The sequence below is a fragment of the Halobacteriovorax sp. JY17 genome, assembly GCF_002753895.1.
In the GTDB taxonomy this organism is placed as follows: Bacteria; Bdellovibrionota; Bacteriovoracia; order Bacteriovoracales; family Bacteriovoracaceae; genus Halobacteriovorax.
Genome location: NZ_NJER01000001.1, coordinates 396491 through 410328 on the forward strand (window position 1 = coordinate 396491; position 13838 = coordinate 410328).

The window sequence follows — 13838 nt, forward strand, 5'->3', positions numbered from 1 at the left end:
AAAAATTCTGCTACATAAAAGCTCTGATATATTAGGAAAATTGTAATAGGCGAATTTATGCGTAGCGTTCCAGAATTACTTGCTCCGGCAGGTAGCTTAGAAAAATTGAAAGTGGCCATACTCTATGGTGCCAACGCTGTTTACTTAGGTGGGCAGAAGTTTGGCCTAAGAACGGCTGCGGATAATTTTACGAGTGCAGAACTTGCTGAAGGGGCAGAATTTGCGCACGAACGTGGTGCAAAAGTCTACGTTGTTCTAAATAGCTTCTTACATGATTCTGATTTAGCGGAATTACCTGAGTTCTTAGTTCTCTTAGATGAGTTAAGAATAGATGCAGTAATTGTATCCGATCTTGGTGTTATAGAAACAATTAAGAAATATTCTAATATTGAAATTCATCTCTCTACTCAAGCAAGTTGTTTAAATACACAAGCGGCCATTCTTTGGAAGGAGATGGGTGTAAAGAGGATAGTTCTTGGGAGAGAAATTTCTCTCGCTGATGCTAGTGAAATTAAAAAGGCCTCTGGGCTTGAAATTGAAATGTTTGTTCACGGTTCAATGTGTATGGCCTATTCTGGAAATTGTGTCATTTCAAATTATACCCAGGGGCGCGATAGCAACCGAGGTGGTTGCGCTCATAGTTGTCGTTTTGAGTATTCTCTTGATTTTAAAAATATTGAAAAAGCTTCAAGCGATGAAGTGAAAGCATACTTCATGTCTTCAAAGGATTTAGAAGGTATTCGTGCTCTCCCTGAATTCATAGACGCTGAGATTGACTCTATTAAAGTCGAAGGGCGAATGAAGAGTCACCACTATGCAGGAACTATTAGTAAAGTTTATTCAGATGCTCTCTCCCATTACCAAGAAAATGGAGACATGGTCTCTAAGCAAATTCTAGAGTGGGAGAGTGAGCTTCGAAAAATTACTCACAGAGATTATACTCTTGGCTCTCTACAAGAGCCTGCGGGAGCAGATTCAATTTATACAGAAAGAGAGCATGAGACTCCAGACTACGTTGTTGCAGGAATTGTTCTAGAAGTTGTCGAAGGAAGTCACTTATTAGTTGAAGTCAGATCAGCTTTCTACTTAGGGGATACTTTAGAGTTAGTACCATTTAATGGTCCTTGTATAGAGTTCAAAGCGGACTTCTTAGCAGAGACTGATGGTTCAAGTTGCGAGAAGAGTCGTCCTGGAATTCTGCTTAAAACACCATTTGTTAAAGGTGCCAAACAGTGGAATATTATTCGCGCAAAGGTTGTGCAATGAGAGTTTCTACTTATGTAGACCATTTAGATGAAGCAGTACTTGCTAAAGAAGCGGGAGTTGATGAAGTCATCCTAGGTAATATGCTCTTTTCAAGGTTTGGAAAAATTTCTCCAAATAGATATTCTAAGTTTTGCCGTGAGGTAAAGAATATCAAGATGAGAGTGGTCTTTGATTGGGATATTCTCATGACAGAGAAAGTCTTTAAGGAGAGAAGCGCAGAGCTAAAGCATATTGAGTGGGATTTCATCGATGCGATAAGAGTTCAAGACCCAGGAGCTTTAAATTGGGTTAAGGATAATCTTCCTGGAAAACCTATTCAACTTATTACTGAAACTGGTAATCATAATTTAATTGGATTAAAGAAATGGGAGGAGATTGCAGGGGCTGATCTTGAAAGATTAATCCTCTCAATTGAACTTCCAAAAGATAAGCTTTCTGAATATATAAAGGCATTAAGGACTCCTGTAGAAATTCTTGTGGCAGGAAGAATTCTTCTTTTCTATACCCCTCGAAATTTGATTTCTCCTTATATCCTCGATCATGATGATGATAAGACCAAGGCCACGCTAGAGAGTTCCTATGAGCTTGAAGGATCAAGTGAAGAGAGTCCACATAAGGGATTCCCTCTCCTTGAAAACCTTCATGGAACTTTTATGTTCAATACTAAAGATCAATTCCTACTCGATCACTGTGATGAATTAGAGCAAGTGGGACTAGGGGTTGCGAGAGTTGATCTTAGACATATTGCAGATAAGAATTTCTTGATTAAAGCAGTGAATGCTTTAAAGAGCCCTCTACATAACTCTATCCACCCCCTAAAAGACGATTATCCGAACCCAATTATTCGTGGCTTCTTTCATGTAAATAAGTCGGATGTGCTTTTTAAGAAATTAAAGAATCAAAGAACTCAGAGAAGTGATGACAATTACATTGGTGACGTTCTTGATGTTAAGAAGAAAAAGCATCTAGGTATTATGATTAAGTCCAAAGATCTTAGCCTAAAACTCGGGGAGAAGCTCATTCTTAAAACTCCTGATGGGAAAGTTAAAGAGCTTGTGGTCTCAGAACTTAAGAACTCAAGTGATGAAACCATCGACTGTGCCTCAATAAATAGCATTGCCTTTATCAATCATATTTCTGGGGTAAGTGTTAAAACTAGGGTTTATCGCCAATAATTAATTGCATCTTGAAAAACTTTTCTTCTTTTTTCTTGTAATTACTTCCTATTTAGTTAAGTGGTGAAAAGATCTCTAAGCTCCTGAAAGCCCATTAGTACTTAAATAACTAAAATTGTATTTAAGTTTGCTTAACCTTTCTTTACTACAATTTAACCAAGCTCTCCCATTAAAATCGTTAAGAGAAACGAAGAAACTGACGATTTAAGTTTGTAGACTTTGGAGAAAATGTGAACAACCGCGCTGCTAAATTAATTTTATTCTTCTTCCTAAGTGCAAATACTTTTGCACTTCCGGGGATGAGTACTGTCTCTTATGACTTTACTTTAAATAGCGAGATATTTTCTAAGGACGCTATTTATTGTCAAAATAAAACGAAGTCTGATTTTGGTTTGCAAAATATTTCAGAGTTCATGGGAAAGATGAACTGCAATAGAATTGAAGATCCTGATAAATTCTGTAATTGTGTCAGTATTATTTCAAATAATGGAATTGAGATTTCTGACGAAGAAGCCGCAAAAATTGAAAAAGTTATTGATGAAGAAAGTAAGAAGAAGATTATTGAATCGATGGCCGGAGGAATAGAAGAATTCGATGGTTACGAAGATATGATAGCGATCCTTGGCTCTCAGTACGAAAACCAGAAATGTTTTCAAGAGGGACCAGGAGGGCCAATCTTTGGAGTTATGAAGAAGAAATTAAGAACTGGGGAGCCACTAACTTTAAAAGAGCAACTAAAGAAAAAAATTCTAGATAAAGTTACTTCGGACATTAAAGATGCTCCTGAGATAGGACTCAATGAAGTTTTAAACGACACTGCTAAGCTTAAGGGATTAGCGACAGTTAAGGGATACAATTTAAAACTTCACGATAATCTAAATAGTGATGAACCATATGATATTGGCAATATTAACTGGTCAGAACTTAATGATAGTGTCATTACGAGACTCCTTAGAAAGGATCCAATGCTGCCGATTAATCTTGCGAGATCTAATAAGATTGAGGGAGTCGTAGCTGCCAGAGATTTAAGAAAAGCTATACATATGAATGGCCTTAGGAATCAGAGAGCAGGTTTTGGATTTCTTCAAAATCATCATTCAGCTAGACCCTTTGTAAGCCATGTGAATAGTCAATTTGCAGAATCTCTTGGAGAAGAACTTGTAAATTCTGCTATCAGAAATGCTTGTGATGACTTTAAGGGGAAAGTCGATAAAATGGTTGAAAGTGTTGATATTGAGCAAAGTAGTAGAAGTGTAAAAGCTGCAATGTTTAATCCTGTGACTGAAGAGCAAAAGAATACTTTTAAAATTATTGAAGGCGCTCTCTCTAAGAGATTAAGCGCTCAAAGAGATGACACGACAAAGAAGAAGATGCAGGAATTCATTTTCAATATGGATATTCTTTACTGTAAAGATAGAGCTCTCGCTAGGGTTGCAGAGACTGATGATAGTGTAAAGGGGGAGGTTTCTGAGCTTAAGAAGTTTATTTCAAATAATGCTGCTGAAATTGAACTCGCGAAGCAGGAAAGGTCTGAATACTATTTAAAACTTCAAACAGCTAAGGAAAGTTTGTCTCAGTACTTAGAGTTAGAAGACAGAACTAAAAAGCGCGCAAGTCTCTTTAGTGATTTAGAGAGTGGAAAATATATAATCAAAAGAGATGGGAAATTATTCATTGATGTTAATAGTCAGGAACTCCTGGCAAGAGCTGAGGGGGTTGATAATACCATCTTCGATATGCTTTTAAAGCACCAAAGAGAAGGGAGCGAGTATCAAGTTACTGCAGAACAACTTGTCACATCAAGAGTGGCATCTGAAAGAATATTAAAGAGAATTGAGAATATGTTACCAGGGATTAAAAAGAAATTTGATGAAGCTACATTTGAGCACGAAGAGGCTATGTTGAAAGTATCGATTCTGGAAGACACACAAAAGGATTACGTAGCAAAACTTGAACGAAAAGTTGGAGCTGGTAACGCCTTAAGTATTGTTGCCAATGTTGAGCAAGAAGTAGGAAAAAGTCTAGGAATCACGAGTAGCTACGATATGGTAGTTGCCAATGAGAGAAGAATGGGAAGAGGAAACTTTTCAATTAAAGATGCTGTAAATGGAGCCGCGGATGATATTAATATTTCAGGGAATACTGCAGCAGTACCTTCGGGACCAATTGGGAGTACCGCTATTGAAAATGAAATAGAAACACGTCCTAGTGAAGTGAGTTCAGCATTTGAAATAACAGATAGCTCATCTCTCTTTGCCAATAAAATAGTAAATGCAAACAGTAATCTTACTGGAACTGGACACATAAATTCAATAAATGAAAATAGAATTGAAGATAAAGAAAAAAATAATTCTGAAAGTCTCGAAGATAGAATGAGTAGTCGAGAGAAAGAACTTGAAAAACAATTGGCCGAATTAGAGAGACTTACTTCAAGAAGTTCTTCTGTTGATGACAGTAAACCGGCCGAGAGTTCAATTGAAAAGCAAATCTCTGAGCTCAAAGACCAAATTAAGATTGAGCAAATTAAAGCAGAGAAGGCTAAAGTTGCTAAAGAGATTAAAAACTTAGAGCAAGAGAACTCTAGAACTCCCGCTGCCGTTAGCTCTAGTAATAGTCAAGAGACTAGTAATCCTATACAAAGAGCTGCAGTAAGAAATAGTCGAAAATCTAGCTCTGTTGCAAGAAACTCTAGCAGTAACTCTGCTGCCGCTTCTTCTGGAAATGACTTTTCTTCAGGGTCTCTTGGTAACTCACAGAGTAGCGCGAGTTCTAGTAGTGCCGCTCCAGTTAGTAACTCTAGAGAGCTGCCTGCTTCTGATGGAAGTAATTATGAGAAAAGTAAAGCTATCTCTCTAACGTCTATAAATAGCAGTGGAGGAGTTACAACACTTAGTGATGGTTTAGAAATCTCTAGCTTTAGTGGTGAGCTTGCAAATACTGACACAAGACTTGTTAAAATAGATTTTAATTTATCATCTGTTGATAGTGAGAAGCAGGAAGAGCTTCTAGAGGCACTTTTTATAGACGGTGAAGAACAAATTATTATTGAAACTCTTGAGGGAAAGAAAGTTATTGTAAAGAATAATATAGATAAGAATAAAGACGTTAAGAGAAATAAAGGCAAGCAAATTAAGAAAGACCATAAGAAGACAAGGCATCAGAACTTAATTGAGCTTTTAAAAATAGGACAGACTGGAAATAGTCTATAGTAAGTCTATAATAACAAAGACTACATCTATCCCGCCATTAGAGAAGAATCTCTTCTCTGAAATTTTTAGATCCCTTAGTTTATGAAAGGCCCAAGCGGGAAATACCATCGCGAGTTTCTCTAACTCTAAAGTATTCTTTGAATGAGTGATGATCCTTTCAATAAAGATATTTAGCTCTTCCTCTAATTTAATTCTCTTTCCATAAGGAGGATTTAAAATTGCCACCGTAGCGTTAGACTTTGCTAATTTAAAGAAGTCTTGAACACTTATCTCTTCAACAGACTCAAGGAAATCTTTGAAGTTATACTTTATGGATTCTATCGCCTTAGGTGATAGGTCGTGTAGAGTAATACTGGTGAAAAGACCTTGTTCGATTTTAACTCTCTTTCTTAGAGGGAGATTGATGAAGAAGGGAGCGAGTTGATAATCAAAAGATCTATATTCATTATATTTATTGTATAAAATGGACTCTAGCCCAAAAGTTCCTGTACCGGCCATAGGATCAAGTAATTTTTGATTAGGAGCTAATTCACTTAGAGTGAAGAGCATGGCCGCTGCAATACTTTCTCTTAGTGGGGCAGTGTCAGTGTAGAGCTTAACTCCTCTCTTATCCATACGGCTTCCACATAGACTTAAAGAGATTCTTAATCTGTCCTGATAGAGGTCGATATGAAGCTTATTGGTAATAGGTTCTGCGCTCTTTGGAACTTTCTTGATGGGGGACTTTTTTAAGGCATCTTTAAGTCCACTTTCAACTGATTGTTTTACTGAGCTAGAGTTTATAAGTTTAGACTCTTTAGTTGTTACGATAACTAGAGGGAAATCTCCTCTTAAGAAGTTGTGCCAAGGGATTTTTGCTACTTTGTTAAAGATCTTGGGACGATCTTTTGCGACAAATTCATCAATGATTAAGTAGGCGTCTGTCGGTATTCTTAAGTAGGGAATTAGAGAGCAGAAGTCAGAAATATCTGAGGTTATAAAAAGCTTTCCTTTCTTTCGTTGAATTTCTGGCAAAGATGCAGAATTGATAAGAGACCATTTCTTTTCAAATTCCTTTTGCGCGATATCTTCAATCCCAGGAAGAACTGTAAGACTAAAATTCATATAATTATCTTCTGACATTGTGGTATTATAAGTCTATCAATCTTACAAAGCTAGTAGAGAAAATGTTTGAGTACAAATTACAAGAAAGTTGGAAGAATTACAGAAATGATTTCGGTCTTGGAAGAAATTGTCTCTTTGTAAGCTTCTTCAATCTCTTCATTTTCCTTTATTCTCTGATTTATCTTGGTACATTTAGACTTCTTCTTCTCTTGCCTTTTGTTCTTTCGATGGCCATCTCTTTATTTGATAAGAAGTTTAAATATATTTCGCCGAATAAAACTCTATTTTTTAATATCATATTTCTCATTTTTATTATTCCATTTAATTATACTCTTACAGGTGTCATCGATATTGATGGTGATAGCTTAGGGAGATATGATGAATTCTTTGCTCGCTTTGATCTCTACCTCACAGGAGTTAGCTCATCTGCTAACTTTCTTCAATCTTTCTTAGGTCAGTCTTGGTGGAGTAAGTACTTATATAGCTGGTTGCAATTGGCGTACTTTTCTTTCTATCTCTTTCCTTTCTATGTGACGATCACATATTACTTAAAGCTCAAGAAAGAAGATAAGTTCTTAGTGGGAAGACTTATGACTTCTATTTGTATTTACTTTAGTATTAACTACTTTCTCTATGTGGTGCTTCCTGTTACTGGTCCTCAGTACTTTATTCCTTCTGAGTTTAATGTAGATCTACCCCTTACTTCCTTCGGTTTATTTTTAAATGGTATTATCCGAAATGGTCAGCCAACTTACATCGATTGCTTTCCCAGTGGACACATGGGAATTTCTCTCCTTTGCACTATTTGGTTTGCTAGAATGAAAAGTAGACACTTCTTTGTAAGTTTCTTTCTTATGATAAGTATTGGGGTGGCCACCATTGCTCTAAGATACCACTATATATTAGATTTAATTTCAGCAGTTCCTCTGGTATTATTCTGCTATAAAATTTCTGAAATAGTCATTCCAGTTCCAGTTTATAGGAGAAAGAAGTGAAGGGAATATTAACACTCATTCCAACGCCCATTGATGAAGAGAGTCCTTTAGAGCAAGTGGCCTTTCAAAAACTTGAGGAAGCGGCGAAGAATCCTTCTGAGAATATTTTCATTATTGAAGACTTAAAACCGGGAAGAAGGAGATGGCTTAAATTTGGTTTAACTAGAGATCTTGTTGAAGACTTCGTTCTCTTTAATGAACATACCCGCGAAGAAGTTTTACCAAATATTCTCTCGTCCCTTAAGGCCGGAAAGAATGCTTTCATCATGAGTGATGGCGGGCTTCCAGCTTTTTGCGATCCTGGTGTTGAATTAGTTCGCGCTTGCCATGAAGAGGGCATTAAAGTTACTTCAACTCCTTTTTCAAACTCTATTTCTCTAGCACTTGCTCTTAGTGGTATTGATCACTCTAAATTTACCTTTGGAGGCTTTCTTCCAATTAAAGCTCCTGAAAGAGAAGAGGAACTCTCTAGTATTTTAAAGAGAAGAGAGACTATTATTTTAATGGACACTCCTTATAGGATGAAGAAGTTATTAAACGAAGTCAGAGAATTAAATACTGGGAGAAAGGCCTTCTTAGCAATGGATCTCAATTGTCCTAGCGAGGAGTTGCACTACGGAAACCTAGAGGGAATCCTTAAAAAAGTTTCAGAATTTAAAAGAGAATTTATTCTAATTCTAGGAGCTTAAACCCTCTATTAAATGCCCTCCTTATAGACGAGCTAGGGGCTTTGTGTTAACTAGCTCCTATGGGAAATTTATCAGATCGCAAGTTTGCGCATATTCAATTGGCCAATGAGGCCCAGACAAGTCATGAGTTGATTAATAAACTCTTTGATTATGAACCGATTTTTTCTGAACACCCATCATCAATAGACCTTTCAAAGAATTTCTTAGGAAAGAAAGTTAAAGCACCTCTATGGATTTCCAGCATGACTGGAGGAACAGGTGAGGCGAGAGTAATCAATCAAAACTTGGCCAAAGTTGCGGCAGAGTTTGGTTTAGGAATGGCGCTAGGGTCATGTCGGCCACTACTCGAGAGTGATAGAGATTTTGCTGATTTTAACTTAAGACCAATCCTTGGGGATGAACTTCCTTTTTGGGCCAATCTGGGGATTGCTCAACTCGAAGAATTAATCGATAGAGGTGAGCTTTCAAAGGTGAATGAACTTCTTGAGAAACTTCAGGCCGATGGATTAATTATCCACGTGAACCCCCTTCAAGAATGGTTTCAGCCGGAAGGGGATATCTATAAGAGAGCTCCTCTTTCGACCATTGAATCTGTGTTAGCGGCGCAGATTCCTGCTGTTGTTAAAGAAGTTGGTCAAGGCATGGGGCCAAGATCTCTTAAAAAGCTCTTAGAGCTACCTTTAAAGGGCCTAGAATTAGCTTCTTTCGGAGGGACTAACTTCTCTAAGTTAGAGAAATTACGGGAAAAATCAGAGAATAGTTCAAAGCTTAATGACCTAATGTTTGTTGGACATACCGCACTAGAAATGATAGATCAGATAAACCTTTTACAGAAAGAAATGGGCGCTAATTGCCTTTGCAAAGATATTATTATTTCAGGCGGAATTACAGACACACTCTATGGCCACTGGCTAAGTGAGAAGTGCGAGCTGAATAATGTTGTCGGTAGAGCGAAGGGTTACCTGGATCATGCTGCAGATCTTGAAGCACTAAGAACTTTTGTATCAGGTCAAATTGAAACATTAAAAATGGCCAATGCGTTTTTAAGAATAAGATAAGGGGTTCTAGACTTGAATATTATCAGCGGATTTTCAAAGCTATCTAAGTTAGAAAAAATCAATTATCTAGTTGAGAATTTCTTAAACGGAAGTAACTTCTCTAAAAATAAAATAAAGAGCTTTTGGCACGATAGTGAAAATGAGCAGAGAGTTTTTGATGACTTTTCTGAAAACACTATAACAAACTTCTATGCTCCTTACGGAGTTGTTCCAAACTTTCTCTTAAATAATAAAGTTCATTGTATACCGATGGTGATTGAAGAATCATCAGTTGTTGCTGCTAGTGCGAAGGCCGCAAAGTTCTGGCTTGAGCGCGGTGGATTTAAGGCAGAAGTTGTTTCAACGACTAAAGTTGGTCAAGTTCATTTTATTTGGCATGGTGACTCTGAAAAATTATTTAAAGTTTTTGAAGAATCTAAAGATGAGCTCATCGCAAGTGTTGATCCGCTTGTTGTGAATATGAATAAGCGTGGAGGAGGACTTCTCTCTCTTACGTTGAAAGAGTGCACGGATTTAGAAGAGGGCTATTACCAACTTCATGGGGAATTTGAAACTTGTGATGCCATGGGTGCAAACTTCATCAATAGTGTCTTAGAGGCAATAGGTAAGAAGTGGCAAGAATTAGTCATGACAAGTGATTTCCTAGAAGAAACTCAGAGAGATATTCAGGTTGTGATGTGTATTCTTTCAAATTACACTCCTAATTGTTTAGTTAAGGCATGGGTTGAGTGCGATATTGAAGAACTTGCTGATCGTGGTCTTGGAATGAGTGCTGAGGAATTCGCTAATAAATTTGCGAGAGCAGTTCGTATTGCGAGAAAAGATGTCAATAGAGCTGTGACACATAATAAGGGAATTTTTAACGGTATTGATGCAGTTGTGTTAGCAACTGGAAATGACTTTAGAGCGATCGAGGCCTGTGGTCATGCCTATGCTGCAAGAGATGGGCAATATAGAAGTTTAAGTAATTGTATTGTTGAAAATGGTAAATTTAAATTTGAGTTAGAACTTCCTCTGGCCCTTGGTACTGTTGGCGGACTCACGTTGCTACATCCAATGTCTAAGATTTCTCTCGATATGTTAGGAATGCCTAACGCAAAAGAATTAATGATGATTACGGCAGCGATTGGACTTGCTCAAAACTTTGGAGCAGTAAGATCTCTAGTGACAACAGGAATTCAAAAGGGACATATGAAAATGCACCTAATGAATATTTTGAACCATCTAGAGGCTAATGACGAAGAAAGAGAAAAGGCCAAAATTGAGTTTGATACACAGATAATCTCTTTTAATAGTGTGAGAGATTTTATTGCAGGTCTAAGGAACTATCAGTGATTTTAGAAAATAGAGAGCCCGAATTAATTAGGGAAATAAAATCAAATAAGAATGTCGATGAAAAAAATACCGATCATATTTTCTATGGTCATGGAAAGCTTCTCCTCACTGGAGAGTACTTCGTTTTAGATGGAGCTCAATCCTTAGCTCTACCTACAACGGTAGGACAATCATTAAGTGTGAAATATTCTCCGTCATTTTCTCCAAAATTATATTGGAAGAGTTTTGATGTTGCTGGAAACCTATGGTTTGAGAGTGTCTTTGAATTTTGGCGCTTTGAAATTACAAGTGCAAACCCAACACCTAAAGAAATTGTTTTACAGAGTATTCTAAGACAAGCAAGGAAGCAAAACCCACATTTCTTAAGAGATGATATTGATGTCCATGTGGAAACACATCTTGGCTTTCCATTAGAGTGGGGACTTGGTTCAAGCTCTACACTTGTTCATAATATGGCCCAATGGGCCTATGTAAGCCCATTTGAGCTTCAATTTGAGACTTATGGTGGTTCTGGGTACGATGTTGCGTGCGCGCAGTCGGAAGGTCCTATCTTCTATTCAAGAAATACTAATGGACCTAAGTGGTCTCCAACTATCTTTGAACCAAAGTTTAGTGAAAATCTCTACTTTGTTTACAGAGGGCAGAAGCAGGACTCTAGAAAAGCGATTGAGTACTATAATAGTTTAAGACCAATTGATCCGGGGATAATTCTAAGTATTTCTGATATTACTAATGAAGTCTCTAAGACAAAGAGTTTGAAAGAGTTTGAATTTCTCATTGGAGCTCATGAAAAAATTATTTCAAAGACTTTAGATCTAAAACCTGTAAAAGACGAGCTCTTCTCTAATTACTGGGGAGAAGTTAAATCTCTTGGTGCATGGGGCGGAGATTTTATTCTTGTTTCTAGTGAGAGATCAAAAGAGGAAACGCGTAAGTACTTTCTGGATAAAGGCTTAGAAGTCTTTATTCCTTATGATGAATTAATTTTAAGAACTAAGAAGCAAGATCAAGCGAATGAATACCTACATTAAACAGTATACAAAGAAAGAGCTAGTTGAAGACACGGGGAGAATCTCCTGGACATCTCCCTCCAATATCGCATTGATAAAGTATTGGGGAAAACATGGTAAGCAATTACCATGTAACCCTTCAGTTAGTTTTACTCTAAGTGAATCAAAAACAACGATGGATTTTTCCTGGTCTATTAAAGATGGTGGTAAGGACGAAATCGTTCTAGACTTCTATTTTGAAAATAAGAAGAATGCACTCTTTGAAGAAAAAATAAGAAAATTCTTAGAAGATAATTTTGAACTCTTTCCATTTTTAAAATATTTAAGTCTTGAGATTGAATCAGTTAACTCATTTCCTCACTCGGCGGGAATTGCTTCAAGTGCTTCTAGTATGTCGGCACTGGCCCTTGGACTATGTTCGATTGAGAATCAGGCCTTTGACTTAAATCTTAGTGATGGTGAATTACTTGAGAAGGCAACCTATGTGGCACGACTTGCTTCAGGAAGTGCCGCTAGATCTATCTTTCCTGGTATTGTGAGCTGGGGGAAGTCAGACTTAGAAGAAATTAAATCAAGTGATTTAATCGCTTCGAAAGTTGAAGGAATCGCTGACATTTTTAAAAATTATCACGATTCAATCGTTATTGTAGATGCTGGAGAAAAAGCAGTGAGCTCAAGAGCTGGTCATGCTCTTATGGAAGATCATCCTTTTAGAGAAGTGCGGTTTCAGCACGCCAATAAACAATTAGAAAATCTTATTACAATTATGAAAACGGGAGATGTAGATAAGTTCTGTGAGATTGTTGAAACAGAGGCCTTAGAGTTACATGGGCTAATGATGAACTCGACTCCAAGCTACACTCTTATGAGACCTAATACTCTGGCGGTTATTGAAAAGGTTAGAAAATTTAGAAGCGAGAAAGGACTTGCTCTTTGTTTTACTTTAGATGCCGGACCCAATGTTCACCTCCTTTATCCTGATAATATTTCAAGAGAAGTCACTGAATTTATAAATTCAGAAATTACCGAATTTGCAGAGAATGGATTAGTCATTCATGACAGAGTTGGTAGCGGACCGGAAAGGTTTCTATAGGTGAAATCATTCTATTCCAAAGTGCTCCTCTTCGGTGAATATTCAATAATTAGACATTCAATGGCACTCGCGGTTCCTTATGAGCTTTTTGAAGGGAAGTTAACATTTCCTAGGGAGAAGAAAGATAGGGTCGACGGCGAGCTTAAGGCCTTCTGTCAGTATCTAAAGAATTTAGAGACTAAAGGAGAGCTTCTCTGCCCGATGGATTTATCAAGTTTTGAATTTGATATAGGCCAAGGGATCTTCTTTGATTCTTCTATCCCTCAGGGTTATGGTGTCGGAAGTTCTGGTGCAGTTGTCGCTTCGGTATTTAATAATTATACAACTTGTCCTGAAGACCATCTTTTAAATCTCTCTTATTTAAAGAATGTATTTTCTCAACTTGAGTCTCACTTTCATGGATCTAGTAGTGGTTTTGATCCTTTGATCAGTTTCTTAAATAGTCCAATTCTTACAACAGAGTCTCATGAGTATAAGCAAGTTTCTATTCCAAGAAATTCAGGTGATGGAGCAATTTTTCTCTTAAATACAGGAAGACCTAGAAGGACGGAGCCTTTAGTTAATCTCTTTCTTGAAAAGTGTAAGACGGAGTCCTTTGCTAATCTCTGTGATAATGTTCTCGCGCCTATCACAAATAATTGCATAGATGCTTTTTTAACTAATGATAAGGAAAGCCTCTTTGAATTCTTTAGAGAGTTATCAGACTTCCAATTTCGCCACTTTGGCCCAATGATTCCAAATCTCTATAGTGAACTTTGGAAAACGGGTCTGGAACATGAGAATTTCTATTTGAAATTATGTGGTGCCGGAGGAGGGGGATTTCTTCTCGGTATGACTAAGAATTTAAAAGAGGCGATGCAAGAGCTAAGCTCTCATGAAATTCGCCCCCTCTATCGATTCTAGT

At 37.3% G+C, this 13838-nt stretch carries 11 protein-coding genes; 10 read left to right on the top strand and 1 reads right to left on the bottom strand.

Features of this window, described 5'->3' with window-relative positions; all coding sequences use genetic code 11:
* Positions 1-57 precede the first annotated feature (57 nt).
* From CES88_RS01850 to CES88_RS01860, 3 genes are all read left to right on the top strand, one after another.
* On the top strand, positions 58-1266 hold the full coding sequence (locus CES88_RS01850) for a U32 family peptidase (protein WP_290730107.1): 1209 nt from the start codon (positions 58-60) through the stop codon (positions 1264-1266).
* A complete protein-coding gene (locus CES88_RS01855) occupies positions 1263-2441 on the top strand; it encodes a U32 family peptidase (RefSeq protein ID WP_290730110.1) in 1179 nt (392 codons plus the stop codon). The genes CES88_RS01850 and CES88_RS01855 overlap by 4 nt, the downstream gene beginning before the upstream one ends.
* 230 nt (positions 2442-2671) lie before the next feature.
* A complete protein-coding gene (locus tag CES88_RS01860) occupies positions 2672-5650 on the top strand; it encodes a hypothetical protein (RefSeq protein ID WP_290730113.1) in 2979 nt (992 codons plus the stop codon).
* Here the strand turns inward: CES88_RS01860 and CES88_RS01865 are convergent.
* On the bottom strand, positions 5645-6772 hold the full coding sequence (locus CES88_RS01865) for a hypothetical protein (protein ID WP_290730116.1): 1128 nt from the start codon (positions 6770-6772) through the stop codon (positions 5645-5647). The genes CES88_RS01860 and CES88_RS01865 overlap by 6 nt on opposite strands.
* A gap of 44 nt (positions 6773-6816) precedes the next feature.
* Here CES88_RS01865 and CES88_RS01870 point away from each other — a divergent pair, with 44 nt between their 5' ends.
* The 7 genes from CES88_RS01870 to CES88_RS01900 are packed head-to-tail and all read left to right on the top strand — an operon-like array spanning position 6817 to position 13837.
* A complete protein-coding gene (locus tag CES88_RS01870; RefSeq protein ID WP_290730119.1) occupies positions 6817-7749 on the top strand; it encodes a phosphatase PAP2 family protein in 933 nt (310 codons plus the stop codon).
* Entirely contained in the window at positions 7746-8438 is a 693-nt protein-coding gene (locus CES88_RS01875; protein WP_290730122.1) for an SAM-dependent methyltransferase, read from the top strand. The genes CES88_RS01870 and CES88_RS01875 overlap by 4 nt, the downstream gene beginning before the upstream one ends.
* Positions 8439-8497: 59 nt before the next feature.
* Complete coding sequence (locus CES88_RS01880) at positions 8498-9496, top strand: hypothetical protein (protein WP_290730125.1); 999 nt, start codon at positions 8498-8500, stop codon at positions 9494-9496.
* Positions 9497-9508: 12 nt separating this feature from the next.
* The gene (locus tag CES88_RS01885) at positions 9509-10831 is read left to right on the top strand and encodes a hydroxymethylglutaryl-CoA reductase, degradative (RefSeq protein WP_290730128.1); all 1323 of its coding nucleotides are present in this window, start codon (positions 9509-9511) and stop codon (positions 10829-10831) included.
* Positions 10828-11862 (top strand): GYDIA family GHMP kinase, encoded by a 1035-nt coding sequence (locus CES88_RS01890; RefSeq protein WP_290730131.1) that lies wholly within the window; start codon positions 10828-10830, stop codon positions 11860-11862. The genes CES88_RS01885 and CES88_RS01890 overlap by 4 nt, the downstream gene beginning before the upstream one ends.
* Positions 11846-12934 carry a diphosphomevalonate decarboxylase gene (mvaD, locus tag CES88_RS01895; protein WP_290730134.1) on the top strand — a complete coding sequence of 363 codons (1089 nt, stop codon included), beginning with the start codon at positions 11846-11848 and terminating at the stop codon, positions 12932-12934. Before CES88_RS01890 ends, mvaD begins: the two co-directional genes overlap by 17 nt.
* Before the next feature lie 60 nt (positions 12935-12994).
* A complete protein-coding gene (locus CES88_RS01900) occupies positions 12995-13837 on the top strand; it encodes a mevalonate kinase (RefSeq protein ID WP_290730137.1) in 843 nt (280 codons plus the stop codon).
* The last annotated feature ends 1 nt before the right edge of the window (position 13838 follow it).